Source organism: Streptomyces sp. NPDC015345, assembly GCF_043078805.1.
Lineage (GTDB): Bacteria > Actinomycetota > Actinomycetes > Streptomycetales > Streptomycetaceae > Streptomyces.
This window is the reverse complement of record NZ_JBIBTX010000002.1, coordinates 419,387-444,837: the sequence shown is the minus strand read 5'-3', so window position 1 is coordinate 444,837 and position 25,451 is coordinate 419,387. Positions and strand designations below refer to the sequence as shown.

25 protein-coding genes and 1 pseudogene are annotated in these 25,451 nt (G+C 73.4%); 13 read left to right on the top strand and 13 right to left on the bottom strand.

Annotated features, from left to right (window positions below; all coding sequences use genetic code 11):
• Positions 1-172: 172 nt before the first annotated feature.
• Positions 173-646, bottom strand: a complete 474-nt coding sequence (locus ACF062_RS08315) for an indole-3-glycerol phosphate synthase (protein ID WP_223777470.1) — start codon at positions 644-646, stop codon at positions 173-175.
• 133 nt (positions 647-779) lie between these two features.
• Positions 780-1,604, bottom strand: a complete 825-nt coding sequence (locus tag ACF062_RS08310; protein ID WP_392136978.1) for a pyrimidine reductase family protein — start codon at positions 1,602-1,604, stop codon at positions 780-782.
• A 36-nt stretch (positions 1,605-1,640) separates the two neighbouring features.
• On the opposite strand from ACF062_RS08310, the gene zapE reads away from it, so the two are divergent.
• Both zapE and ACF062_RS08300 read left to right on the top strand, forming a co-directional pair.
• Positions 1,641-2,732 carry a cell division protein ZapE gene (zapE, locus tag ACF062_RS08305; protein WP_392136977.1) on the top strand — a complete coding sequence of 364 codons (1,092 nt, stop codon included), beginning with the start codon at positions 1,641-1,643 and terminating at the stop codon, positions 2,730-2,732.
• 132 nt (positions 2,733-2,864) lie between these two features.
• Positions 2,865-4,226 (top strand): alkaline phosphatase PhoX, encoded by a 1,362-nt coding sequence (locus ACF062_RS08300; protein WP_392136976.1) that lies wholly within the window; start codon positions 2,865-2,867, stop codon positions 4,224-4,226.
• A 51-nt stretch (positions 4,227-4,277) separates the two neighbouring features.
• Here ACF062_RS08300 and sph read toward each other — a convergent pair whose 3' ends face one another.
• Positions 4,278-5,264: a sphingomyelin phosphodiesterase gene (gene sph / locus ACF062_RS08295; RefSeq protein ID WP_392136975.1), complete on the bottom strand. Its 987-nt coding sequence runs from the start codon at positions 5,262-5,264 to the stop codon at positions 4,278-4,280.
• Between the two features lie 366 nt (positions 5,265-5,630).
• On the opposite strand from sph, the gene ACF062_RS08290 reads away from it, so the two are divergent.
• Positions 5,631-6,386, top strand: coding sequence for a class I SAM-dependent methyltransferase (locus ACF062_RS08290; protein ID WP_392136974.1), 756 nt, complete (start codon positions 5,631-5,633; stop codon positions 6,384-6,386).
• On the opposite strand, the gene ACF062_RS08285 is transcribed toward ACF062_RS08290, so the two are convergent.
• From ACF062_RS08285 to ACF062_RS08265, 5 genes are all read right to left on the bottom strand, one after another.
• On the bottom strand, positions 6,383-7,432 hold the full coding sequence (locus tag ACF062_RS08285) for a cytochrome P450 (protein ID WP_392136973.1): 1,050 nt from the start codon (positions 7,430-7,432) through the stop codon (positions 6,383-6,385). The two genes, ACF062_RS08290 and ACF062_RS08285, sit on opposite strands and share 4 nt — an antisense overlap.
• Before the next feature lie 257 nt (positions 7,433-7,689).
• The gene (locus ACF062_RS08280; protein WP_223779249.1) at positions 7,690-7,770 is read right to left on the bottom strand and encodes a tryptorubin family RiPP precursor; all 81 of its coding nucleotides are present in this window, start codon (positions 7,768-7,770) and stop codon (positions 7,690-7,692) included.
• A gap of 119 nt (positions 7,771-7,889) precedes the next feature.
• Entirely contained in the window at positions 7,890-8,468 is a 579-nt protein-coding gene (locus ACF062_RS08275) for a TetR/AcrR family transcriptional regulator (protein WP_392136972.1), read from the bottom strand.
• A gap of 48 nt (positions 8,469-8,516) precedes the next feature.
• Positions 8,517-8,939, bottom strand: a complete 423-nt coding sequence (locus tag ACF062_RS08270; protein ID WP_392136971.1) for a RidA family protein — start codon at positions 8,937-8,939, stop codon at positions 8,517-8,519.
• A gap of 181 nt (positions 8,940-9,120) precedes the next feature.
• Entirely contained in the window at positions 9,121-10,335 is a 1,215-nt protein-coding gene (locus tag ACF062_RS08265; RefSeq protein WP_392136970.1) for a Cmx/CmrA family chloramphenicol efflux MFS transporter, read from the bottom strand.
• A gap of 223 nt (positions 10,336-10,558) precedes the next feature.
• Between ACF062_RS08265 and ACF062_RS08260 the strand changes: the two genes are divergently transcribed.
• Together ACF062_RS08260 and ACF062_RS08255 are read left to right on the top strand one after the other, a co-directional pair.
• Positions 10,559-11,416: a polysaccharide deacetylase family protein gene (locus ACF062_RS08260; protein ID WP_392136969.1), complete on the top strand. Its 858-nt coding sequence runs from the start codon at positions 10,559-10,561 to the stop codon at positions 11,414-11,416.
• A gap of 185 nt (positions 11,417-11,601) precedes the next feature.
• The gene (locus ACF062_RS08255) at positions 11,602-11,805 is read left to right on the top strand and encodes a hypothetical protein (RefSeq protein ID WP_392136968.1); all 204 of its coding nucleotides are present in this window, start codon (positions 11,602-11,604) and stop codon (positions 11,803-11,805) included.
• 74 nt (positions 11,806-11,879) lie between these two features.
• Here the strand turns inward: ACF062_RS08255 and ACF062_RS08250 are convergent, their stop codons facing one another.
• Positions 11,880-12,548, bottom strand: coding sequence for an ABC transporter (locus ACF062_RS08250; protein ID WP_392136967.1), 669 nt, complete (start codon positions 12,546-12,548; stop codon positions 11,880-11,882).
• Positions 12,545-13,565 (bottom strand): annotated as a pseudogene (locus ACF062_RS08245) (ATP-binding cassette domain-containing protein). Before ACF062_RS08245 ends, ACF062_RS08250 begins: the two are co-directional and overlap by 4 nt.
• Before the next feature lie 66 nt (positions 13,566-13,631).
• On the opposite strand from ACF062_RS08245, the gene ACF062_RS08240 reads away from it, so the two are divergent.
• From ACF062_RS08240 to ACF062_RS08210, 7 genes are all read left to right on the top strand, one after another.
• Positions 13,632-14,396, top strand: coding sequence for an aminoacyl-tRNA hydrolase (locus tag ACF062_RS08240; RefSeq protein ID WP_392136966.1), 765 nt, complete (start codon positions 13,632-13,634; stop codon positions 14,394-14,396).
• A 181-nt stretch (positions 14,397-14,577) separates the two neighbouring features.
• Complete coding sequence (locus ACF062_RS08235) at positions 14,578-15,345, top strand: DUF4142 domain-containing protein (RefSeq protein ID WP_392136965.1); 768 nt, start codon at positions 14,578-14,580, stop codon at positions 15,343-15,345.
• Positions 15,346-15,451: 106 nt separating this feature from the next.
• On the top strand, positions 15,452-16,762 hold the full coding sequence (locus tag ACF062_RS08230) for a DUF692 domain-containing protein (RefSeq protein ID WP_392136964.1): 1,311 nt from the start codon (positions 15,452-15,454) through the stop codon (positions 16,760-16,762).
• 4 nt (positions 16,763-16,766) lie between these two features.
• Positions 16,767-17,864, top strand: a complete 1,098-nt coding sequence (locus ACF062_RS08225) for a TIGR04222 domain-containing membrane protein (protein WP_392136963.1) — start codon at positions 16,767-16,769, stop codon at positions 17,862-17,864.
• 120 nt (positions 17,865-17,984) lie between these two features.
• Positions 17,985-18,812, top strand: a complete 828-nt coding sequence (locus ACF062_RS08220; protein ID WP_392136962.1) for a DUF4142 domain-containing protein — start codon at positions 17,985-17,987, stop codon at positions 18,810-18,812.
• Positions 18,813-18,851: 39 nt separating this feature from the next.
• Positions 18,852-19,625: a TIGR04222 domain-containing membrane protein gene (locus ACF062_RS08215; RefSeq protein ID WP_392136961.1), complete on the top strand. Its 774-nt coding sequence runs from the start codon at positions 18,852-18,854 to the stop codon at positions 19,623-19,625.
• Between the two features lie 163 nt (positions 19,626-19,788).
• Positions 19,789-21,390 (top strand): alpha/beta hydrolase, encoded by a 1,602-nt coding sequence (locus tag ACF062_RS08210; protein WP_392136960.1) that lies wholly within the window; start codon positions 19,789-19,791, stop codon positions 21,388-21,390.
• 16 nt (positions 21,391-21,406) lie between these two features.
• Here ACF062_RS08210 and ACF062_RS08205 read toward each other — a convergent pair whose 3' ends face one another.
• From ACF062_RS08205 to hemG, 3 genes are all read right to left on the bottom strand, one after another.
• Complete coding sequence (locus tag ACF062_RS08205) at positions 21,407-21,793, bottom strand: RNHCP domain-containing protein (RefSeq protein WP_223777450.1); 387 nt, start codon at positions 21,791-21,793, stop codon at positions 21,407-21,409.
• A 204-nt stretch (positions 21,794-21,997) separates the two neighbouring features.
• Positions 21,998-22,717: a hydrogen peroxide-dependent heme synthase gene (gene hemQ / locus ACF062_RS08200; RefSeq protein ID WP_392136959.1), complete on the bottom strand. Its 720-nt coding sequence runs from the start codon at positions 22,715-22,717 to the stop codon at positions 21,998-22,000.
• 4 nt (positions 22,718-22,721) lie between these two features.
• The gene (gene hemG / locus ACF062_RS08195) at positions 22,722-24,197 is read right to left on the bottom strand and encodes a protoporphyrinogen oxidase (RefSeq protein WP_392136958.1); all 1,476 of its coding nucleotides are present in this window, start codon (positions 24,195-24,197) and stop codon (positions 22,722-22,724) included.
• Positions 24,198-24,335: 138 nt separating this feature from the next.
• Between hemG and ACF062_RS08190 the strand changes: the two genes are divergently transcribed.
• Positions 24,336-25,259, top strand: coding sequence for a DUF4349 domain-containing protein (locus ACF062_RS08190; RefSeq protein ID WP_392136957.1), 924 nt, complete (start codon positions 24,336-24,338; stop codon positions 25,257-25,259).
• The last annotated feature ends 192 nt before the right edge of the window (positions 25,260-25,451 follow it).

Sequence of the window (25,451 nt, the reverse complement as noted above, 5' to 3'; positions counted from 1 at the left end):
CCTGGGTGGTGCGACGGTGTCGCGTTCGTACGACGGTGAAGGCCCCAGCCTATTCCCTGCGTGGAGGACGACATCGCGCGCCGCCAGGGGCGCCCCGAAGGGGCGCGGGGAACTGCGCGACCAGCCCCCACGAACCCGCAGGACAGAGAAACCGCCCCCGCACAGCGGGGCGTCACGCCTCGCTGTGCGAGAACAGCTTGAGGACCGGCACGCCCACCTTGTGCCGCGCCCGCGAGGCCCAGTCCCGGTGGAAGAACTCCTCCACGTAGTGCGGGTCGGTCAGCACGATCACCTCGTCGGCGTCCGCCTCGTCGACCAGGGTCCTCAGGGCGTCCAGCGGGTGGTCCTCGATCAGCCGCCCCTGCGCCTCGCACCCCGCCGCGTGCAGCGCCGCCAGCGATACCCGCAGCGCCTGTTCGCCGAGGGCCGCCGCGTCCGCCCCCTCGGGGGTCTCGCCCTCGCGTGCCGCCTCGTCGAGCTCGCCCAGGGCGACGTCGTCGATGGCCCGCAGCAGCCGGTCCGCCTGATCGCCCCGGGGCTGGAGCAGCACGTGGAAGGTGACCGGCTCGTCACCGTGCAAGGTGGTGACGAATTCCACGTCGGCGGACGTCAGGGCCTTCTCGATCATCAATACGCTTGTGAACACGACAGGCGCCCTTCTCATCCGTGGGCCGTCCTGAGGCCCTTGCGGAAACCATCCTGCCCCGTGGCCGCACGGGGGTCTGCGAGATCTAGTGTGCCCGGCGAAAGACAAACGGAACGACTGATTCCGCTGATTCTCAGCTACGACGGTATCGGGTGAAAAGGAACCCGGCTTCCTCCAGTACGGACGTAAGTACGAATTGATCGGGGGTGGCCAGCGCGTGCCCGCCCGCGATCCGCTGCGCGTCCCCGGCGGTGAGCATCGGCGAGACCGTCAGGCAGAGCTCGTCCAGCGCCCCCGCGGCCACGAACTGCCCGAGCAGGCGCGGCCCGCCCTCGGTGAGCAGCCGGGTGAGCCCCCGCTCCGCGAGGGCGGGCGCCACGCGCGTCGGGTCCACGGTCGCGCCCTCCCCGGCGATCACCACGACGGCGCCCGCCCGCTCGGCGGCGGTGACCCTGTCGGCGGGCGCGGCGGCGCCGGTCACCACGAGGGTGGGCGTCAGCGGCTCCGTGAAAAGCGGAAGCGAGAAATCCAGGTCGAGGCTCGCGCTGACGACCGCGATGGCGGGCGCCGGGGTCTGCCCGGCCGCGGCCCTGCGCGCCGCGAAGGCCTCACGCGCGCGCGCCGGGCGGTAGCCCTCCAGGCGTACCGTTTCCGCTCCCACGACCACGGCGTCGGCGAGCCCACGCAGGGTGCCGAAGATCCGCATGTCGGTGTCGTTGGAGATGGGCTGGGAGCGGCCGTCGTGCTGGGCGGCGCCGTCGAGCGTGGACACCATGTTGGCGCGCAGCCAGGTCGCCTCCCCGGCGAGCACCCCCGGGGGGTAGGCATAGGCCTCGGCCAGCTCGTCCAGGCTCCAGTCCCGCGCGGCCGCGGCGCTCGTACCGCTCGCACCCACGGCGTCGGCGGCGTCTGCCGTCCGGTCGGCTGTCTGGTCGGTCACAGGGAACAGGCGTCGCATATCCGCAGTCTCGCACGCCCCCTAAACTGGGGAACCGTGTCGCCCTCCACCACCGCCTCCGGGCCCAGCTCCCTCCCCGACGTGGCTCCGCAGTCCCTGTGCGCCCGCGAGCCCCACGTCCCCGCCGGCCGTCTGGTCGCCGAGATGGTGCCGCCGCCGCGCTTCGACGCGGTCCGCTTCGACACGTACATCCCGGACGCGAACCAGCCCAGCCAGACCGAGGCCGTCCGCGTCCTGAGCGGCTTCGCGGCCGGGCTCGGCGGGGCGCACGCCTCGGGGGCGGGCAAGAGGCGCTGGTTCCAGAAGAAGGCGCCCGCGCCCACGGGACCGCGCGGCGTCTACCTCGACGGTGGCTACGGCGTCGGCAAGACCCACCTCCTCGCCTCGCTCTGGCACGCGACGCCCGCGGCGCCCGAGCAGAAGGCGTTCGGCACCTTCGTCGAGCTGACGAACCTGGTGGGGGCGCTCGGCTTCCAGCAGACGGTGCGCACGCTCAGTGACCACCGGCTGCTCTGCATCGACGAGTTCGAGCTCGACGACCCGGGCGACACGGTGCTCGTCTCCTCGCTGCTCGCCAAGCTCGTCGAGCAGGGCGTGGCGCTGGCCGCGACCTCGAACACGCTGCCGGGCAAGCTCGGCGAGGGCCGGTTCGCCGCCACCGACTTCATGCGGGAGATCCAGGGCCTGTCCGCGCACTTCACGGCGTTGCGCATCGACGGCGAGGACTACCGCCACCGCGGTCTTCCGGAGGCTCCCGCCCCGTACTCGGAGGAGCAGGTCACCAAGGCGGCGTACGCGACCGCGGGCGCCTCCCTCGACGACTTCCCGCACCTGCTCACGCACCTGGCCAAGGTCCACCCGAGCCGCTACGGCGCGCTGACCGACCAGCTCACGGCCGTCTGCCTCACGGATGTGACGCCGGTGCCCGACCAGTCGACCGCGCTGCGCCTCGTGGTGCTCGCCGACCGGCTGTACGACCGGGAGGTCCCGGTGCTGGCCTCCGGTGTGCCCTTCGATCAACTGTTCAGCGAGGACATGCTGAACGGCGGGTACCGCAAGAAGTACTTCCGCGCCATATCGCGGCTCACGGCGCTCGCCCGTGACGCCAAGGGGCTCGTCCACGAGTAGCCGGTGCGCGGCAGGGGGCTGCCGCGCCGCCGCCACGCCGAACCGATCTCTACGCGCGTGGTTCCCGCGCACCAAGGCACGTGGTACACACATCCGGTCATATTCCTGTCCGCCAGCAGGAGGTTGCCCATCATGTCTGCCACTCGACGTCAGGTTCTCGCCCGCACCGGTGCCGTAGGCGCGGGGATCGCCTTCACCGGCGCGCTCTCCGAACTCTTCGCGGGCACCGCGGCCGCGCACGGAAAGGCCGGATACGGCCCCCTCGTCCCCGACCCCAAGGGCCTGCTCGACCTGCCGAAAGGTTTCCGCTACCGGGTCCTCTCCCGCGAGGGCGACGAACTCCGGTCGGGCGAGGGCAAGGTGCCCAGCAACCACGACGGCATGGCCGCCTTCCCGGGCAAGGGCGGCGGCGTCCACCTCGTGCGCAACCACGAGAACCGCGTCACCGGCAAGATCGGCGTGCCGACGGTCGAAGGCCTCACCTACGACCGGGCCGCCAAGGGCGGCTGTACGGCGCTGGCCCTGGACCGGAGAGACAACGTCCTGGACGAACGCGTCGCGATCGCCGGGACGGCGGTGAACTGCGCGGGCGGGCCGACCCCCTGGGGCACCTGGCTCACCTGCGAGGAGACCGAGGACAAGGCCGGCACGAACGGCTACACCAAGGACCACGGCTTCATCTTCGAGGTCGACCCGGTGGACCCGCGCCGCACCGGCGCCGTGCCGCTCACCGCGATGGGCCGCTTCCAGCACGAGGCCATCGCCGTCGACCCCCGGCGCGGCGTCGTCTACGAGACCGAGGACGCCTTCCAGAAGCCGTTCGGTCTCTTCTACCGCTTCCTGCCCGAGAAGCCGGGGGGCGGTCGCGGTTCGCTGCGCGCGGGCGGCAGGCTCCAGGCGATGCGGGTGCCGGGCGTACCGGACCTGTCCTCGGTCCAGGAGACGGGCGCGCGCTTCGACGGCATCGAGTGGGCCGACGTCCCGGACCCGCTGGCCGCGCAGACCCCCATCCGCCACCAGGACTTCGGCCCGAAGGGCATCACGCACGCACAGAAGCTGGAGGGCTGCTACTGGGGCGGCTCGTCCGTCTACTTCGTCTCGTCCTTCGCGCGCAGCGCGGAGGGCTCGGCGGGCGACCACTTCGGCCAGGTCTGGCGGTACGACCCGGCGGGGCGCCGCCTCACCCTCGTCATCGTCTTCGGCCCGAGCACGGACATCCAGCTGCCCGGCGAGTCCCCCGACAACATCTGCCTCGCGCCCAGTGGCGGCCTGATGGTGTGCGAGGACGGCGACGGCGCGCAGCACGTCTACGGCCTCACGCGGCGGGGCGAGGTCTACGCGATGGCCCGCAACCGCCAGACCATCGGCACCCCCGAGAAGCCCGAGTGGGGCGAGTTCGCGGGCGTCACGTTCTCCCCCGACCACGACACGATGTACGTCAACTGCTACTCCCCCGGCACGACGTTCGCCGTGACGGGGCCCTGGCACAAGTAGCGGCACGCCCGGCGGGGCACGGCTCTCGTGTCCCCGCCGGGTGCCCGGTGATCAGTACGCCGTCACGGGGTAGTGGTCCGAGAGATTCGTGTACGTGTACTTCGTGCCCCAGCTGGAGACCGTCCAGGGCGCGCTCTGCTCCTTGAGCACGTTGTTGTGCCAGGTGGCGGGGCGGGCGTGGCCCTTGCGGTGCAGGATGTGGTCCAGGTCCTCGCGGGGGTCGTCGGGGTAGCGCTCGGCGGCGATCGAGTTGTCCCGGGTGTCGAAGGAGTACGGGTGGCCCGTGCGCGCGTCGGCCGGGACGAAGCCGCCGTCCGCGAGCATCGAGGCGTACTCCGGGCTGTGCGTGTCGACGTTGAAGTCGCCGGCCACGATGACCTGTTCGTCGGCCGGGATGTTCTTGGCGTCGAGGAAGGCGTCCATCTCCTTGAACTGCTTGGCGCGCGTCGCGGCCGCCTCGCCGCTGCCGCAGCCCGGGTCGGTGGACTGGGCGTGCGTGCCCACCACGTGCGCCCGGTTGCCGTTCACGTCCAGCACGGCATAGACGAAGCCCTTGTTGGAGTACGCGTCGGAGCCGCAGGCGTCCTTGTAGACGTACTGCTCCTTGCGCTGGACCGGCCACTTGCTCAGCACCGTCACGCCGCCGTCCTCGGGCGTCACGGAGGAGTACGCGCCGCCGGTGGCGTCCCAGCCGTCCTTGCCTCGGCCCATCACGGGGGTCTGGTGCGGATAGCGCTCCTTGGCGGCGGCCTTCAGCGCGTCGGAGGAGGAGTTGTCGAACGCCTCCTGGAGCACGACGACGTCCTGCCCCCCGAAGAAGCCGGCCGCCGGTATGGCCCTGGCGCGGTGGTCCTGGCCCCAGTTGGGGTAGAGCGTCTTGCTGAACAGGAACGTGTTGTACGTGAGCACCTTGAGCGAGGGGGTCGCGGCGGACCCGTCGGCGGCGGTCGCGGCCGGGGCGACGGCGGCGAGGGTGGCGGCGGCGAGCGCGGTGGCGACCGCCGCCGCGTGGGACCTGCGCAGCGCTGAGTGCGGCACGGAGACTCCTGAGGGTGGGGGGTGGTTGCTGCTGTTCCGGATGGTGCGGAAGGCGCCCCCGTTCGGACGCTCGAACATCCAATCAGCCGCGGTTACTTCTGGGGATACTTCGCGTGAACACGTCCGTTCGTTTCCCCTGCCCCCCTCGGAAAAACCCGCTCCGGCGGCGCCCGGAAAGGCCCCGTGCGGCCCTTCGGCGGCCGTGCGGGCGGCGTTTGGGCCGGGACCGGGCGAGGCCACGGCCATCCTCCGCACGGGCGCGTCAGGCAGCGGCCGAAGCTCTCCCACCGCCTCCCACAAACCCCGCCTGACCTGCGCTTACCCCTCTCCGCGACCTACAATTCCCGTACCGCGAAAGGGGACTTGATGGACCGCGACATCCGCACGACCGACGACGTGATGAACCTTCTCGACGACCTGTTCGCGCCCGAGGCCGACCGCTGGACGTCCGACGGCGCCTCCTGGTGGGACGACTTCTACGCCGACCGCACCAAGCCCGTGCCGTTCTTCGTGGCGAAGCCGGACGAGAACCTCGTCTCCTATGCCGAGCGGGGCCTCCTCACGCCGGGCCGCGCCCTCGACCTCGGCTGCGGCCCGGGCCGCAACGCCCTGCACCTCGCCTCCCTCGGCTTCGAGGTGGACGCCGTCGACCTGTCACCGGCCGCCATCGCCTGGGCCGGGGAGCGCGCCCGCGAGGCGGGGGCCGACGTGCGCTTCCACCAGGGCGACGCCTTCGCGCTGACGCGGGCGGAGTTGGCGGGGCCGTACGACCTGGTCTACGACTCGGGCTGCTTCCACCACCTGCCGCCGCACCGCCGCGTCAGCTATCTCGCGCTCCTGGACCGCGTCCTGGCTCCCGGCGGCCACTTCGCGCTCACGTGCTTCGCGGCCGGCGAGGGCGGCATGGGTTCCGAGCTGCCCGACGCGGCCTTCTACCGCGACGCGCGGCTGCACGGCGGCCTCGCCTACGAGGACGAGTCGCTGCGGCGGATCTTCCGCGACCTGACGGAGGTGGAGCTGCGCCGCATGCGCGACGAGCCCGCGGACTCCGCGCTCTTCGGCGAACCCTTCCTCTGGACGGGCCTGTTCCGCAACGACGCGCCCGCCGGGCAAGCCCGCTAGCCCTGTCGCACCAGCCGCACCTTGTCGACGCCGAGCAGCCCCGCGAGCGGCACCTTCGCGGTGGTCTGCCGGGCGTCGACCGTCACCCCGTCGGCGCGCAGGATGTCCAGCAGCATCTCGGCCAGCGGCATCACCATGTGCCGTCCCCAGCAGCGTTCCGAGGCGTGCCCGAAGGGGAGGTAGCCGGGGTGGTCGTCGGGGTCGAGGGTGGCCCAGCGCTCCGGACGGAACGTGTCGGGTTCGTCCCAGAGCGCCGGGTCGCGGTGGCTGAGCAGCGGCAGCAGCAGGACGTCGTCGCCGGTACCGATGCGGGCGTCGAGGGCGGGGTACTCCGGGGACGCGTTGCGCAGGATGTTCCAGGAGGGCGGCAGCAGCCGCATCGCCTCGTACAGGATGTGCTCGTTCGGTGTGTCGTCGTCGAAGGGCGCCCCGAGCCAGTACGCGTTCGCGACGAGCGTGGAGACGGTGAAGCAGACGGGGGCCGCGGCCCGCCGGTACAGGCCCATCGCGTACCGCCGGTCGCTGTAGTTCGCGGCGTCGGCGGTCAGCCCGGCGATCGCGGTCACGGGCGCTCCGGGGCGGAGCCGGCCGGGGAGCGCCGCACCGGCCGCGATGACCGTCCAGGTCAGTTTGGGCGTCAGCTCCAGGGTGCGGTCCATGAGGACGCGCAGCCGGTAGGGGTCGGCGCCGAGGATCAGGTCGCGCAGGTGGACGTGGCCGACATGCGGCCACACGCCGGTCAGGTCGGTCCCGCCCGGCACGGGTGCGCGCAGCGCGGCGCGTACGTCGCGGCCGATCGCCCGCATGACGCCCGATGCCTCGGGGCGGGAGATGGAGCGGCCGTGCAGCGGCTTGAAGGTCGGGCGTTCATGTTCCGTGGCCGGCCGGGCGGCGAGGATCCGGTCGGTGAGCTCGGGTCCGGCGACGCCCATCGTGTCGGCGTCCAGGCGGAACACGTCCTCGCCTCGGTGGTCGCGCAGCAGGGCGTGGAGTCGGGGCGTGAAGACGGTGGTCCGGGCGGACCGGTCGGTACCGGAGAGGGGCATCGGTGGTCTCCAGGGGCGGGCGGCCCGCGTCCGGCGGCCGCTCGGGCACGCCGGACGCGGCTCTGAGGGACGGTTCGCCGGCCTAGGGCCTGTCTGACAATTCCCGTCGTCGCCCGGAGGGCGGCCTCGCGGCGTCAGGTGCGTGCTCTCGGCGTGCCGGGCGTAGGGCCTCGTACTGGATGTACTTGGCTCTGCGCCCGGTGCGGCGAGAGTGCGTGCATGGCGTCGCGAGGCAGGCGGGAATTGTCAGACAGGCCCTAGTACCAGTGGTACCAGGCGTACGCCTTCAGGCTCTTCTCTCCGGTGATCCTCTTCTTGAGCGAACGGACGATCTTCATGCACATACCTCCGGTCGTTTCCGCTGGTTCACGTGGACCAGCGGAGCGTGCGGGGAGGCGATCAACATCCGATGAACGGACACCGGGGCCGCGTGAGCGGTACGTCAGCGCGGCGCGTGTCAGAGGTCGGCGAGCGCGCCGTCCACCGTGGCGAGCAGGGTCTCGCGGTCGTCGTGCACGCGGCTGAGGACGCGCAGCCCGTAGTAGGTGCTCTGCACCCGGCGGGCCACGGTCCGCGCGTCGCCGGTGGAGCGGATCTCGCCCGCGCGCCGTCCCTCCTCCACGACCGCGCACAGCTCCTCCTCGACCCGGTCGAAGCAGCGCCGCACGGCGCCCCTGACCTCGGGGTCGAGCCCCACGGCCTCGACGGCGGCGTTGATCGCGAAGCAGCCGCGTCCGTCCGCCTCGTCGAGGTCGGTGTCGACGGCGTGCAGCATCATGGCGCGCAGCCGCTCCTTCGCCGGGCCCGGGCCGCGGAGGATCTCGACCTGTTCGGCGGTGGCGGTGTCGTGGTAGCGCTCAAGGGCACGGAGGTAGAGCTGCCGCTTGCCGCCGAAGGTGTTGTAGAGGCTCGAAGGCCCGAGGCCGGTGCTGTCGCACAGGTCGCGCGTCGAGGTGCCCTCGTACCCGTGGCGCCAGAACGTCTCCATGGCCGCCGTGACGACGCGGTCCTCGTTGAACTCTCGTGGCCTGGCCATGGACCCCACAGTAGACGTTTTGGAACACACTCACAAAACTCGCGCCCCTCAACCCCCGACGGCGCCGATCGCCTCGATCTCGATCAGCCACTCGGGGTCGGCGAGCGCGGCGACCTGGACGAAGGACTCGGCGGGGAACGGCGCGGCGTAGTGCTCCGCGCGGAGTCCGGCGAAGACGTCCTGGTGGGCCATGTCGGTGACGAACACGGTGAGCTTGACCAGCCGGTCGAGACCGGAGCCCCCGTGGGTGAGAACGGTGGCGAGATTGGCAAGCGCCTGCCGGGCCTGCGCCTCGAAGTCCCCGACACCGACGGTGACACCGTACGCGTCGATCGGAGCCTGCCCCGAGGTGAAGACGAGGCCACCGACGCGGATACCGAGCGAGATGCCGGCCGATTCGTACCAGTCGGGGTCGGCGGTCACCCTGATGCGGGTGGCGGGGGCTTCCTGGGCGAGGGTCACGTGGGGCATGGGGGGCACCTGGGCGCCGGTTTCACGGGTTTCCTGGGGGCGGGTCATGGGGGTCTCCTCGGGGCGGGGCTCGCGGGCTTCCTGGGGGCGGGTCACGGGGGTCTCCTGAGCGCGGGTCGCGCGGGCTTCCTCGGGATGGGTCACGGGGGCTTCACGGGCGGCTCCCGCCGCGCTCCGGCGCTCACGGCCTCGCCTTGGCCGGCTCGGGGGAGATCACGGCCGTACGCGGCTGCGTCCCCGCCCGTTTCGGCTCCGAGCGCTGGAGGTGCGCCGCCCACAGCACGCCGGCCGCTCCCGCCACGGCCAGGCCCGAGCCGACCCAGGCCACCGACGCGTAGCCGTGTCCGGCGTCGATGGCCAGGCCGCCGAGCAGCGGGGCCACGGTGTTGCCGACGTTGAACGCGGCCGTGTTGGTCGCACCCACGAGTGTCGGGGCGTCCGGGGCGAGCGTGAACACCCGTGACTGAAGGGCGGGGTTGGTGACGTACCCGACGAGGCCGAGCAGGAAGACCAGCACGACCACCACGGCCGTCACCTGCGCGGTGAGGGCGAGCAGCGCGGAGAACACGGCGAGGGCGCCGAGCCCGAGGCCCAGCGTGCCGAGGGGCCTCGTCTGGCCGGTGCGTCCGCCGATCACGATGCCCGCGAGGCCGCCGACGCCGAACAGGGCGAGGATCACCGGCACCCACCCTTCCGGGACCCCGCTGACCTCGGTCAGGAGCGCCGCCAGATAGCTGAAGGTGACGATGACCGCCCCGAAGGCGAAGGCCGTGACGGCGTACGAGAGCCACAGTTGCGGCCGGGCCATGCCCCGCAGCTCGGCCCTGACCGAGGGCCGCTCGCCCTCGGGGCGGCCGCCGGGGACCACGAGCAGCGTGCAGACGAGGCTCACCACGGTGGCCGCGGCCACCGCCCAGAACGCGGCGCGCCAGCTGGAGTACTGGCTCAGCACCGTGCCGGCGGGGACGCCGACGATCGTGGCGAGCGTCAGCCCACCGGCCACCACGGCGACCGCCCGCGCCTTGGCCGCCGCCGGGACGAGCGCGACCGCCGTGGCCACGGCGACGCCCCAGTAACCGGCGTACGCGAGGGCGCTGACGACGCGTGAGACGAACAGCACCGCGTAGCCGGGCGCGAGGGCGCCGACCACGTGCGCCACGACGAAGGCGGCCTGGAGCGAGACGAGCGCCGTGCGGCGGGGCCAGCTGAGGGTGGCGATGGCGAGCAGCGGCGCGCCGACGACCATGCCGATCGCGAAGGCCGAGATGAGCAGGCCCGCGTCCGGGATCGACACCCCCAAGTCGTCGGCCATGCCCGGCAGCAGGCCGGACAGCATGAACTCCGAGGTTCCTTGGGTGAAGATGCCGAGCCCCACTATGTACACCGCAGGTGGCATGGGGATCCTCCGATCGTGATTCGGGAGTCGGGATTCGGGATTCGGGACGGAAGGGGAAGGGATGGGCCGACGGTTTTTTGGAGCGAGTGCTTCAGAATCGGCGAGTCAGGACGCTAGCACATTCTGAAACGAGTGCTTCAGAACGGGGGGCAGACGGGTGGCCGCGCCACACTCTTCGGACCGATAACCTCATTTGTCGCATTTGCGCATATATCGTCGCCGCGTGATCACTTCCGTACGGAGACGCGCCGCGCTCTGCGCCCTCGGCGCCCTCGGCGCCCTGACCACCGTCCTCGCCGGCTGCTCGTCCGGCGACCCCGCGACGCCCGGCCGGCCGGGCCGGCCCGCGGCGTCCGCCCCGCCCACGCTCGCGCCCGGCCCCGCCGGTCTCACCCCGGTGTTCGCCCACGGGTCCCGCACCCAGGGCCGTACCGTCGCGCTCACCTTCGACGCCGACATGACCGCGAACCAGGGAGCGCGCGCGGCGGCGGGCGAGCGGTTCGACCATCCCGAGCTGGTGGCGACGCTGCGCCGGCTGAAGGTGCCCGCGACCTTCTTCATGACGGGCCGCTGGGCCGAGGAGTATCCCGACCAGGCCAAGGCCATCGGCCGGGACCCGCTCTTCGAGGTGGCCAACCATTCGTACAGCCACCACGCCTTCACCCGCGACTGCTACGGCCTGCCGACCGTGCCGCCGGAGCGGATGCGCGCCGACGTGGACCGCGCCTTCGACGCCCTCCGCAAGGCGGGCGTCAAGCGTCCGATGCCGTACTTCCGCTTTCCCGGAGGCTGTTACGACGAGCGGTCCCTGCGCACGCTCGCGCCCGGCGGCGTCACCGCCGTGCAGTGGGACGTGGTGAGCGGCGACGCCTTCGCGACGGACGCCGACGCGGTGGCCCGACAGGTGCTCGACGGAGTACGGCCGGGGTCGGTCGTCGTCATGCACTGCACACGCAGCGCCGCCCCGACGACGGAGCGCGCGCTGCGGACGATCATCCCGAAGCTGCGTGAGCGCGGCTTCCGGTTCGTGAAGGTGTCGGAGCAGATCCGGTCGAAGCGGGCGTCCGGGGCGCGGAGCTAGGGCCTGTCTGACAATTCGCGTCGTCGCCCGGAGGGCGGCCTCGCGGCGTCAGGTGCGTGCTCTCGGCGTGCCGGGCGTAGGGCCTCGTACTGGATGTACTTGGCTCTGCGCCCGGTGCGGCGAGAGTGCGTGCATGGCGTCGCGAGGCAGGCGGGAATTGTCAGACAAGCCCTAGGCTGGACCGTATGGCGGACGACGACTACTGCGCGGGGACGAGCAGGAACACGGCGGGGGCCGGCACGAGTATGAGTATGAGCCCGGCGGACGGCCCCTTCGCCGCCTGCGTGCTGTGCCAGTCCCCCACCGAGTACCCCGAGTCCCACAAGGGCATCACGCTCTGCCCCGTCTGCGAGTGGCAGGAGGCCGAGCGCACGATGTGCTCGGGCTGAGCGGACCGGCCGCACGTGCCGAGCCTCGCGCTGGGGCGCGGCCCGCCCGCCCCTGCCGGGCATGCCAGGCGCCGTCAGGACCGCCGCGAGGTGAGCGCGCAGGCCGTCCACACCGCCGCCACCGCCACGGCGAACGCCCCGGCGGACGCGCCCAGCGGCCACGGTACGACCCCCTCCCGCGAGCCCGTGGTCAGAGCGGTCAGCACCGTCTGGGCCGGGGAACCGGTGGTGACCAGCAGGAACAGCGCGCCGAGCAGCATCGCCGGCACCGCCGTGCCCGCCGAGCGCAGCAGCGGCCACGCGGTGAGCGCCCCGACGGCGGTCCCGAGCAATGCGCTGACCAGCATCGCCAGCAGTCCGGCGGCGCCCGCGGGGAGGCGCGCCACCGGCAGCCGTCCGTTGGTGCTCCCCGCGTCGCTGATCACCGTCACGACGAGCACCGCAAGGACCCCGAGCGCGGCCGCCGCGAGGAACGCGGCCAGCAGCGCGGCGAGGTGGGCCCGCGCGGGCCCGGCCGCGGCGGCGGAGCATGTGCGCGCCGCGGGCGGTTCGTTGCTCACGCAGATCCGCACCAGCCAGGCGGCCACCGGCAGCAGCGCCGCGGCGGCGTACGCGAGCGAGTCCAGGATGGGCTGCCCGCCCTGGACGCCGACGGCGAGGAAGACGGCGTACAGGATCACCGGAGCCAGCCACCGCTGCGACCGTGCCAGCAGGGCGAGTTGGTAGTGGAGGAGGGCGCTCATCGGTGGGCCCGCCCGTCAGTCTCCGGGGCGGGGGCCGGGGCCGGGCCGGGGACCACCGGCGCGCGTTCCACCGTCACCACGTGCCAGGGCGGCCGCGCCGTCAGCAGTTCCCGCAGGACCAGATCCGAGTGGCTCTCCGGGACCGTGAGCCGCGTGACCCTCCCGGCCGCCGGAGCGTCGGTCGCCTCGCATGAAGCCCCCCTCGTACGTAGTCCCCTCGTACGAAGAAGCCGAGGCGCGCGGGGGCGCGTCGGCCGTCGCCTCCACCGCCGCCGCGGCGACCGGTCCCGGCAGCTCCGCGCCGTGCGGGCCGCGCGTGACGATGACGACCGTGGGGCCGCGCCGCATCGCGGACTCCCGGTCCTCGGCCGTCGGTGAAGTCCCGCCGGGCGTACGCCGTTTCACCACCGTCCCGTCCACCGCGTACGCCTCGTCGACCGCACCCGCGAGGCGGCGCGGGTCGTGGTCGACGAAGACGACGGAGCCGCCCTCGGCCGTGCGCTCGGCCACCGCACGGTCCAGTTCCGCGCGGGCGGCGGTGTCCAGGCCCGTCCACGCCTCGTCGAGGACCAGCAGGTCGGGAGCCGCCACCAGGGCCTGGGCCACGGCCACCTTCTGGCTGCTGCCCTTGGACAGGTGCGAGAGGGGCGTCCGCAGGAAGCCGCCCACGCCGAAGCGCTCCAGCCACTGCTCCGCGCTCCGCTCCGCCGCGCCCCGCGCGAGACCGTGCACGCGGGCCATGTGCGTGAGGTAGCCGAGCGCGGTGAACGGCATCGCGGCGGGGAAGCGTTCCGGTACGAACGCCGTGCGCGGACGTCCGGTCACCCGCCCCTGGGAGGGGGTGTCGATACCGGCGAGGATCCTCAACAGGGTCGACTTACCACTGCCGTTGGCGCCTTCCACGCGCACCAGCGTGCCCGCGCCGATGCCGAGGTCGACGCCGCGCAGCACCCACGGGCCCCGCACGCCATAGCGCCGGCCCACCCCGCCGAGCCGCACCACGAGATCACGTTCCATGCGGGCCATCCTCGCGTACGGGCTTCCCCAGGCGGGCGGCGCCCGCCCGCCTGGCAGACTTGCCCCGTGAGCAGCGACGAGACGACCACCATCCCCGCTACCGGCACCCCGGGCACCTCCGACGCCCCCGACAGCCCCTTCCGTCACGCGAGCACCGCGCGTGACGAGGCCCCGCAGTTCGTGCTGCCCCTCGTCGCCCGCATCGAGCGCGCCGCTCCCCCTGCCCGCACGGACGCCCTGGAGACCGCCGCCCGCGCGGTCCTCGTGATGCTTGGCGACGAGCGCTCCATCGGGGACGGCGAGTGGGCGCAGGCGATGCGCGACTGGCAGGACGCCCGCATCCGCAAGGTGGTGCGCCGGGCGCGCGGCGCCGAGTGGCGCAGGGCCGAGGCGCTGCCCGGCATCACGGTCACCGGCAAGTCGGCGGAGGTCCGCGTCTTCCCGCCGGTGCCGCTGGACGGCTGGCCCAAGGACCTGGCCCGCCTCCAGGTCTCCGGCACGGACCTGGACGACCCGGAGCCCCCGGCCGGTGCCGACCCGACGCACCCCGTCCTGTGGATGAGCCCGGACGTCGCGATGTCGGCGGGCAAGGCCATGGCCCAGGCGGGCCACGGCGCCCAACTGGCCTGGTGGGAGCTGTCGGCCGAGGACCGCACCGCCTGGCGCGACGCCGGTTTCCCGCTCTCCGTGCGCACGCCCGGCCCCGCCCACTGGCGCGAACTCACCGCGAGCGGCCTGCCGGTGGTCCGTGACGCGGGTTTCACGGAGATCGCGCCGGGGTCCTGCACGGTGGTCGCCGACCACCCGGCCCTGCGCCGGGCCCGGCCGTGACCGCGTATCCCGCGCGCCGGCGAACGCCACACCCCTCGCCGAGCCGCCCGCCCACCCCCTGAGGCACACGCCCGCGTACGACGCATCCGACGCCCCCAGCCTCTCGCGCCGTTGAACGCCCCGCCCGTATCTTCCGTACTCCCCGGTACCACCGGCGACACGGAGCACCACGGGAGGCACCTTGCGGCGCGTCAACGGCACGACTCTGATCATCGCGGCGCTCGTCGCCACACTGGGCGCGATCGCGTTCCCCGTGTGGTCGTACGCCGACCGCTCCGGCACCGGACCCGCCGAGCTGGCCGCCGGGACCGTGGCCACCCAGTGGGGGCCGCTCTCGGCCGCCGACCGGGACCTGCTGGTGAAGGTGCGGCTCGCCGGGCTCTGGGAGATACCCGCGGGGCAGCAGGCCATGGAGCGCGCGCCCACCGAGGCCATCAAGGAGGCGGGCGACCACCTCATCGTCGGCCACACCGACCTCGACCAGCGGGTCCGTGGCGTCGCCGCGCAGCTCGGCGTGGAGCTGCCCAACCAGCCGACGGAGCAGCAGCAGGGCTGGCTGAAGGAGTTGACGGAGGCGAGCGGCGAGACGTACCAGCGGAAGTTCGCGAATCTGCTGCGCGTCGCGCACGGCAAGGTCTTCAGCGTGATCGCCCAGGTGCGGGACACCACCCGCAACACGCTGATCCGGCAGCTCGCCACCGACGCCAACCAGACCGTCCTGGACCACATCACGATGCTGGAGGCCACCGGGCTCGTCGACTTCGACGGGATCGCGAACGGCGCCGCGTCGAACGCGACCGCCGTGCCCACCGGGCCGCCCCCGCCCTCCGGTGCCAGGCCCCGCGAGCCCGTCCCCGCCGGCCCCCGCGGCGAGGTGCCCACCAAGTCCCGGCCCTCGCCGGCGCCACCGGGCCAGGTCAACACCGGTCGGCCGGAACCTCAAATGTAGCTCTGAACGTCTCCCTGTGAGGGTTCGGCCGGTGCGGCCCGGGTGAAAGTGCTGGGGACGGGGGACCGGGGGACGGGGCTCCAGGGGGACGACTAGGGGGAGCGACATGCGGCGACTTGGCACGGGCATCGGCTGGCGGCCCGAGATCGCGGACGCCGTGGAGGCGATGCCGGGCATCGACTGGGTGGAGGCCGTCGCGGAGAACGTCTGCCCGGGGCATCTGCCCGACTCGCTGGTGCGGCTGCGCGAGCGCGGTGTGAGCGTCGTGCCGCACGGCGTCTCGCTGGGGCTCGGCGGCGCGGACCGCCCCGACGAGGGGCGCCTGGCCGCGCTCGCCGAGCGGGCGGTGGCCTTGGATTCGCCGCTGGTCAGCGAGCACATCGCGTTCGTGCGCGGCGGGGGCGACCTGACCGCTACGCAGCCCCTGGAGGCCGGGCATCTGCTGCCGGTGCCGCGCACCCGTGACGCGCTCGACGTGCTCTGCGAGAACATCCGCATCGCGCAGGACGCGCTGCCCGTGCCGCTCGCCGTGGAGAACATCGCGGCCCTGATCTCCTGGCCGGACGGGGAGATGACGGAGGGGCAGTTCCTGTACGAGCTGGTCGAGCGGACCGGCGTACGTCTCCTCATCGACGTCGCCAACCTCCACACCAACCACGTCAACCGCGGCGAGGACCCGGCCGAGGCGCTCGACGAACTGCCGGTCGAGGCCATCGCGTACGTCCATGTCGCGGGCGGCTTCGAGCGGGACGGCGTCTGGCACGACAGCCACGCGCACCCGGTGCCCGAGCCGGTCCTCGCGATCCTGGCCAATCTCGCCTCGCGGGTGACGCCGCCGGGCGTGCTCCTGGAGCGGGACGAGAACTTCCCCGGACCGGCCGAGCTGGAGCGGGAGCTGGACGCGATACGGGCCACGGTGAAGGCCTCGGGCGAACTGCCCGCAGACCCGCCGGGCACTCGCGCACCGGTCCCGTCGGCCCCCGCCGCCGCCCGGCAGCGCACCGCCGTCGCCCAGGTCGCCCTGCTCTCCGCGCTCGTCGCGGGCACCCCGGCGCCCGAGGGATTCGACCACGCGCGCCTGAAGGTGCAGAGCCGCGCGCTGGCCGCCAAGCGGGCCGACGTGGTCGCGAAGGTCGCGCCCGAGCTGCCGGACATCCTCGGCGCGGCGTACCGTTCCGCCTTCCTCGACTACGCCAGGGCCCGGCCCATGACGGGCGGCTACCGCCAGGACGCGCTGGCCTTCGCCGGGCACCTGCTGCTCGCGGGGCAGCCCGTGAGTGCCGACGCCGATGCCGACGCCGAGGCGCGGGGGCGGTTGGGCGACTGGTGGCTGGAGCGCTCGGGCCCGGCACCGCTGTCCCGGCGGCCCGCCGCCCGGCTGCTGCGCGCCACCCGCCGCGCCCTGCTGGGGCGGTGACGCCATGAGCATCGCGGGCATCATCTACACGATCGCCGTCGCGCTCTCCTGCGCCGCGCTGATTAGGGCCGTCGTGGCGGCCGGCAGCGCCCAGGTCCCGGCCGGCGGCCATGACGACGAGGTCGCCTTCGTCCGCGGCACGGCGGAGGCCGCGTTCCTCTCGGGCGGTCCCGCGCGGGTCGCCGACGCGGTGATCGCGGGTCTGCACGAGGACGGCCGCCTGGTGGTGGCCGGGCCCGGTGTCGTCGGCATGCCGCGGCCCACCGCCAGGAACGCCGTCGAGCAGGCGGTCGTCGACGCCCATGCGGCGGCTCCGCACGGCTCGCTGCACTGGCTGCGGGCGGCCGTGATGCGCAGCCGTCCGGTGCAGGAGACGGGCGACGCGCTCGCGGCGCGCGGCCTCGTCATGCGGCCGGGACCGCGCCGCACCGGCCTGCGCTGGGCCCTGACGCAGCTCTTCGTGGGCCTCCTCGGGTTCCTGGTGGCGGCGATGCTGACGGTGGCGCAGTACGCGGGCGAGGCCGTCGAGTTCGGGGGCGCCGACCGCACGGTGGACGGCGTCCTCGCCCTGGTGCCCGTGCTCGTCCTCAACTTCGCCGTGACGCTGATCTGCTCGGCGGTATGCGAGAAGCAGCTCACCGGTGCCGGGCGCCGTGCCCTCGCCGCGTACGTCGCCTCGGCCGGCCATCTCACGGGCGCGGCGCACCTCGTGGCGACCCGGGGCCTGGCCGCCGCCCACCCCGACCTGCGGGCGCAGCTGGTCGCCGCCGCGCGGCTCGGTCGCGGGCGGTCCGCCGCGGGCGCGCAACCCGCCCTGCTCCCGGGCCCGCATCTGTGGGGTGCGGCAGCGGCGGTCTGGTGCTCCTCGGGCGGCGGGGGCGGCGGCTTCGCGTGCTCGGGCTCCGGGGGCGGTGGAGGCGGCGGCTCGGCGTGTTCGGGCGGCGGGGGCGGCTCCTCCTGTTCCAGCGGCTCGTCCGGCGGCTCCTCCTGCTCCAGCGGCTCCTCCTGTTCCAGCGGTTCTTCCGGCGGGTCCTCCTGTTCCGGTGGCTCCTCCAGCTCCGGCGGCGGGTCCAGTTGCGGCAGCTCGTCCTCCTCCTCCTGACGGGCGTACACCCCGGAGATCAACCAGCCTCACCAATACGGCAGTTGGCGTACCGCACGCCATAACGCATCCTCCCGTGCCCGAGGCGCACTAACGTGCGGTGCCGCACCTGGAGGCACCATGCGTTTCCCCGCCATCAACGGAACCGGCCTCATCGTCGCGGGACTCGTCGCGACCGTGGCCGCGCTGCTCTTCCCCCTCTGGTCCTACGCGGACCGCTCCGGAACCGGCCTCGACAGACTGAACGCCGAGACGGTGCCGACCGACTTCGGGCCGCTGTCCGCCCTGGACCGGGACTTCATCGCGAAGGTGCGCCTCGCGGGCCTGTGGGAGCTGCCCGCCGGGCAGCAGGCCGAGGAGCGCGGCACCACCAAGGCGGTGCGGACCGCGGGCCGGCACCTCGTCGAGGGCCACACCTTCCTCGACGCCCGCGTACGTGAGGTCGCGACCCGGCTCGGCCTCGAACTGCCGAGCCAGCCGGACTCCCGGCAGCGCCGGTGGCTCACGGAGCTGAGCCGTGCGCGCGGCGAGACGTACGACGAGAAGTTCGCGAACATCCTGCGCCGCGCGCACGGCAAGGTCTTCTCCGTGGTGGCGGAGGTCCGGGCGAACACCCGCAACTCGCTGGTGCGCGCCCTGGCCGACGACGCGAACACCACCGTCCTCGATCACATCACGGTCCTGGAGGAGACCGGCCTCGTCGACTTCGAGGGCCTCGCGCGGGACGCCGCGACCACGGGCCCGCCGCCCCTGACCCGCTCCCCCGCGCCGCCCGGCCCGACCGCGTCACCGGCCCCGGCGGCGCCGGTCACCCCGTCCCCTGACTTCCCGCTGCCGCCCGCCGCGTCCCGCCCGAACCCGGACGCGCCGGACGCGCCGGACGCGTCGGACCCCAGGGCTCAAGCGGAACGTTACCCACCCGTCACCCCACGTCCGCATGGTGAATAAGCCGTGGCGCGCGGGGGCGCCTTCGCATAGAAAACCGCCATGTTCTGGGTCCCCTTGCTTCTCCTCGCCTGGGCCGTGACCGGCCTCGCCTGCGGCCGGCTCTGTCTGACCGCGAGCCGCGCCGCCGACCAGGAGGCGTGCGCGCCTTGTGGGCATGAACTCACCCTGTACGAGGCCGCGTTCCTCGCCGGCGGCCCCGCCCGCGTCGCCGACGTGACGCTCGTGGCGATGGCGCGGACACGGCGGCTGCTCATCGCGCACACCGGCTGGGCGACCGTGGTCGATCCGGTGGGCCGCGACGCGATGGAGCGTTCCGTGCTCGGCGCGATCGGCCCGGCGGGCCAGGCCCGGATAGCCCCGATACGCCGGGGCGCGGCCACCGCCGATGCCGTACGGGCGCTCGCGGACCGGCTGGTCGGCGCGGGTCTCGCCGTGCCGGACGGCGTCGCCTCGGGTGTCGCGGCCGCCGTGCGCCAAGTGCGGGCCGCGACGGCGGTGGTGCTCGCGCTCGGCGCCGCGGCGGTACTGATGCCGGGTCAGACGCGCGGGGGCGCGGGGCAGGTGCCGGTGGCCGTCTGGTTCGGTCTTCCGCTGCTGCTGTGCGTGGGCTGCCTGGTGATCGCGCGCGTGGAGGTCCATCCGTACCCGCGCTGGGCGTCCCCCGCGGGCCGGCGGCTGCTGGGCGCGCTGTCCACCCGCGACGACCACCTCACCGCGGTGGCCGTGCGCGGGGTCGGCGCCGTCGCCGATCCTGGCCTGCGGGCGGCCCTCTCCACCCGTCGCGGCCCGGGAGCCGCGCACGGGGGGCATTGATCCGACGCCGGATCCGACACCGGGTCCGACACCGGCGGTCGGTGCTTTACTTCGTCGATAATCACACGAATCATCCCTTTTGTTCGAACGTCCTGAGGTTCGGACGTCATCCGGAGCGCGCCAACTGGAGCGCCCGGCCGGACAGAAGAGGTGGAGAAGCGCGATGAGAGCAGCAGCCGCCCGCTATGGAACCGCCGGATCCCTGGTCCTGACGGCCCTCGTCGCCGCTCCCGCGGGGAGCGCGGGCGCCGCCCCGCCCTCCCCCGAGACCCGTGGCACCACCGTCGCCGCGCAGCGCGCCGAGGCCGCCGGTATCCGCTGGGGTGCCTGCGCCAAGGCCGAGGATCTGCCCTCGTTCCTCCGGTGCGGCACGGTCTCCGTACCGCTGGACTACGCCCGCCCGTACGGCCCGCAGATCAGACTGACCGTCAGCCGCGCCAAGGCGACGGGCACGTCGGCGAAGCGGCCCCTCGCGCGGCAGGGCGCCCTCGTCTTCAACCCGGGCGGCCCCGGCGCCTCCGGCATGTACTTCCCGCTGATGGGCCTCATGCCCGAGTGGAAGCGGCTCGCGGCGGCGTACGACTTCGTCGGGTACGCGCCGCGCGGTGTCGGCCGCTCGGCGCCGCTGTCCTGCCAGGACCCGAAGGAGTTCACCAAGGCGCCCACGCAGTCCCAGAGCTACCCCGACCCGTCGTACAAGCGTGAGCGCATCGCCCAGGCGAAGGTGTACGCGCGCGGGTGCGCCGCCCGCAATCCGGGGCTGCGGCACTACACGACGCTGAACAACGCGCGCGACCTCGATGTGCTGCGGGCCGCGCTCGGCCAGCGGAAGCTGACGTTCATGGGGGCGTCGTACGGCACCTACTTCGGGGCGGTGTACGCGACGCTCTTCCCGGCGCACGTGCGCCGCATGGTCTTCGACTCGGCGGTCAACCCCGCCCCTTCCCAGATCTGGTACCGCAACAACCTCGACCAGTCGGCGGCCTTCGAACGGCGCTGGGCGGACTTCCGCGCCTGGGTCGCCAAGCACGACAGGACGTACCACCTGGGCAAGACGCCCGATGAGGTGCTCCGCAACTACGAGAAGGTGCGCGCCGAGCTGGCCCACAAGCCCGCCGGCGGCAAGGTCGGCCCCGGCCAGCTCCAGGCCGCCTACCTCATGGCCGGGTACTACGACGACTACTGGCCCGCCCGCGCCAAGGCGCTCTCCGCGTATCTGAAGGGCGACGCGAGGCCGCTGATCCAGCAGGCCGCGCCCGAGCCGCGGGCGGCGGTCGAGGAGGAGAACGGCAACGCCGTCTACACGGCCGTCGAGTGCAACGACGCGCCGTGGCCGACGGACTTCGCCACCTGGGACCGCGACAACACCGCCCTGGCCCGTGTCGCGCCCTTCGAGACGTGGGACAACGCCTGGATGAACCTGCCGTGCGCCTACTGGTCCGCGCCCCGGCAGCGGCCGGTCGACGTGGGAGCGGCGAAGGGCACGCTGGCCCCGACGCTGATCCTGGCCGCCGAGCGCGACGCGGCGACCCCGTACGGCGGCGCGCTGGAGCTGCACCGCAGGCTGTCCGGTTCGGTCCTTGTCACCGAGCGGGACGCGGGCACGCACGGCATCGGCGGCGGCCCCAACCGCTGCGTCAACGGGTACCTGGAGGCGTACCTCCTGGAGGGCCGCCTCCCGGTGCGGCACGCCGCGTGCGCGCCGCACAAGGAGCCGGAACCGACGTCCGGTGTCCGGGCGAGGGTCCTGCCCAGGAAGCGCTAGGACGGCCGCCGGCCGGTCACAGCGCCCCGAGCCGCTCCAGCGGGAACGGCGGCCGGGCGAGCGGGCGCACCGCGAGCCGCGTCAGCGGCAGGGCGTTGTCGTCGCCCGCGGTGCGGTTGGCGTGCAGGACGCCGCAGTGGGTGCAGCGGTGGACGAGAACCCATTCGCCGTCTCCCCGTACGGAGATGGCGAGGGGTTCCATCCGGGCACCGCAGTCAGCGGCCCGGTCGCCCGGCGTGTCGTCGAGGTGACGGCTCCACAGGCAGGTCGGGCAGTGGTTGCGGTGGTCGGTGCCGGGTGCGGCCATCGGTACGTCGAGGCCGCAGTGCAGGCAGCGGAAGGACTCGGCGCGCGCCTCAGTGCGGGCCCGCCGGGATCTGTTGCGAGATGTGTCGCGGGACATGGCTGGAGTGACTCCTGAGCGATGCGGAAGGGGCTGACTTCGAGCTGTTCCGCAGGGCCCTGGGCATACACTCACCGGCTTTCTGTCCGCGTATGGACACGCATGAGCATGCGATCGACGCACGAGAGGCCGGACCCCGGTGGGCCCGACCTCTCGATGAAACCCGCGCGGGGCGGGACGCGGCAAGCGAATTACCGGTTACGGCTAGGCGAGACCCGCCACCAGCTCCGCGACGGACTTGCGGCGGCCGGTGTAGAACGGCACCTCTTCGCGTACGTGCATGCGGGCCTCGGAGGCGCGCAGGTGACGCATCAGGTCGACGATGCGGTACAGCTCGTCGGCCTCGAAGGCCAGCAGCCATTCGTAGTCGCCGAGGGAGAACGAGGCGACGGTGTTGGCGCGCACGTCGGGGTAGCCGCGGGCCATCTTGCCGTGGTCGGCGAGCATGCGGCGGCGGTCCTCGTCGGGCAGCAGGTACCAGTCGTAGGAGCGCACGAAGGGGTAGACGCTGACGTAGTTGCGCGGCGTCTCGTCGGCCAGGAAGGCCGGGATGTGCGACTTGTTGAACTCGGCGGGGCGGTGCAGCGCCATGTTCGACCAGACCGGCTCCAGGGCGCGGCCGAGCCTGGTGCGGCGGAAGAGGTTGTAGGCCTCCTGGAGCTCGTCGGCGGTCTCGGCGTGCCACCAGATCATGACGTCGGCGTCGGCGCGCAGGCCGGAGACGTCGTAGGTGCCGCGGACGGTGACGTCCTTGGCGGCGAGCTGGTCGAACAGCTCCTGGACCTCGTCGGCGTAGCCGTCGCGGTTCTCCGGAAGCACGTCACGCAGCTTGAAGACCGACCACAGGGTGTAGCGGATGACCTCGTTGAGGTCCTTGGCCTTCTTGCCTGCGTTGGGGGTCTTGGCGGGGGCGTCGTCACTCATGGGGCTATTCTCCTCCGCCGCCGTGCAGGCTCTGCACCGGGTTGCGGGTGAGCTCCTCCACACCCGTGAGATCCCCCGCCAGCTGGTCGACGGCCGCGTTGGCGCTCGCGACGCACGCGGGGATGCCGACGCCGTCGTACGCCGCTCCGCAGACCGCGAGGCCGGGCAGCGCGGCCACGTGGGCGCGGACGCGGGCCACGCGCGCGTGGTGGCCGACGGGGTACTGCGGGAGGCCGTCGTCCCAGCGGGTGACGCGGGAGGCGACGGGCGTGGCGCTCAGCCCGGTGGCCTCGCGCAGGTCGTGGCGGGAGATGTCGACGAGGTCGGCGTCGTCCTTCTCCAGGACCGCCGTGTCGCCGTACCGCCCGACGGAGGTGCGCAGGACCAGCAGGCCGGGGTCCTGCCGGTCGATCCATCCCCACTTGCGGCTCGCGAAGGTGGACGCCTTGATGGTGTGCCCGTCGACGGGCGGCACGAGGAAGCCGCTGCCTTCGGGGAGGTCGGTCCCGGCGCGCCGGTAGGCGAGCGTGATCAGCGCCATGGAGGCGTACTCGACGGTGCGCAGCTCGGCGGCCGCGGCGGGCGACTCGGCGGCCAGGAGCCGCGCGGCGGCGGGCGCGGGCAGGGCGAGGACGACGGCGTCGGCCTCGTGGACGCCGCTGTCGGTGACCACGCGCCAGCGCTCCCCCGTGCGGTGCAGCCCGGTGACCGGTGTGCCGGTCAGGATGCGTGCGCCACGCGCGCGTACCGCATCGGCGACGGCGAGCGGCAACTGTCCGATGCCGCCGTCGATGCCCATGAAGACGGGGCCGGTCTGCTGGTTTTGGGCGGCGCGCGCCTGGATGTCGCGGACGCCCTCCGTGAGGGAGGTGTGCGTGCGGGCGGCCTCGAAGAGCTGCGGGACGGCCGAGCGCATCGAGATGCGGTACGCGTCGCCCGCGTAGACCCCGCCGAGCAGGGGCTCCACGAGGCGGTCTACGACCTCGCGGCCGAGGCGTGCGGCGACGTACTCACCGACGGCGACGTCGTCGCCGACCTCGGTGGGCGGCAGCTCGCGGTCCCGCTCGATGCGGCGCAGGCCCTCTTCGGAGAGGACCCCGCAGAGGGCGGAGGCGTCGCCGGGCACGCCCATGACGTGGCCCTTGGGCATGGGGCGCAGGGCGCCGCGGGTCCAGATCGAGGCGGTGGCGGTGGCGGGCGGCTGGAGTCGGCCGTCGAGGCCGACCTCGCGGGCGAGCGCGACGGCCTCCGGGCGGCGGGCGAGCATCGACTCGGCGCCGAGGTCGACGCCGACGCCGGCGATCTCCCCGGCGTGCAGCTTGCCGCCGAGCCGGCTGGAGGCCTCCAGGACGGTCACACGGCTCGTCGGGACGGTGGCAAGGAGCCGGTGTGCGGCGGCGAGGCCGGCGATCCCGCCGCCGATGACGACGGCGTGGCCGGTGCCCGTGCCCGCACCCGTACATGTGTCCGTTTCGCGCATGTCCCCACTCTCTCAGACCGCACTCTCTCGGATCGCCGAGTCCCGACCGTGACCGCATCGGGACCGGTCGGCAACCACCGTCGCGGCCTCCCCGGCGTCGTAGGAGCATCACTGGCCACGTCTCTCGGGGGTACGCCGATGCACACGTCCGGCACGTCTCGTCATCGCACGTCCAGGCACCGCGCGGTCCGTGCCCTCTCCGGGGTGTTGCTGGCTGCCGCGCTCGCGCTCACGGGGTGCACCGCGAGCGGCGGCGACAGCGGAGACCACGACAAGGCGGCGGGCGCGGGCGACCGGGCCGCCGGTCTGGAGGGCGCCAAGGGCGCCGCAGGCGGACAGAGCGACAAGTCCGGCGGCCAGAAGCGCCCCGAGCTCAGCGGCACGCACGTCATCCGCACCGCGACGCTCACCGTCCGCGTCAAGGACGTCCCCAAGGCGCTGGCCGAGGCCCGGGCGGCGGCCGAGGACGCGGGCGGCATGGTGGGGAACGAGAGCACCTCGCGCGACGACGAGGGCCGCGAGCGGTCCCGTGTCGTGCTGCGGGTGCCGCAGGCCACGTACGAGGACGTCCTGAAGTCCCTCGAAGGGACAGGCAGGTTGATCGACCGCGAGGCCAAGGCACAGGACGTCACCGACCAGGTCGTCGACGTCGAGAGCCGCGTCAAGACGCAGCGGGCGAGCGTGGCGCGCGTGCGGGAGCTGATGGACAAGGCGACGAAGCTGAGCGATGTGGTGACCCTGGAAGGGGAGTTGAGCACCCGTCAGGCCGACCTGGAGTCGCTGCTCGCGCAGCGGGCCGCGCTGAAGGACCGCACGAGCATGGCGACGATCACCCTGTCCCTCACGGAGAGCGCGGGGAAGACCGACGGCGGGGGCGACGACACGACGTTCGGTGACGCGCTCGCGGGCGGCTGGGACGCGTTCGTCACGGGCCTGCGCTGGATCGGCATCGCCCTGGCCGCAGTCCTCCCGTTCGCGGCAACCGCGGCGCTGCTGCTCCTGCTGTGGCTACGGGTGACGCGCCGCCGAACAACGCGCCCCGGCCCGGACAGCGCCCCGTGATGAGCGCGGGGACTGGCGCCCCGTGATGAGCGCGGGGACTGGCGCCCCGTAAGGGGCGCGGGGAACTGCGCGACCAGCCACCACAGACCAGCACACACATCACCACACCGGCCAACACGGCGCTCAGGGGCGCGAGGAACTGCGCGACCAGCCACCACAGACCGGCAGACAACATCACCGCACCACCACCGC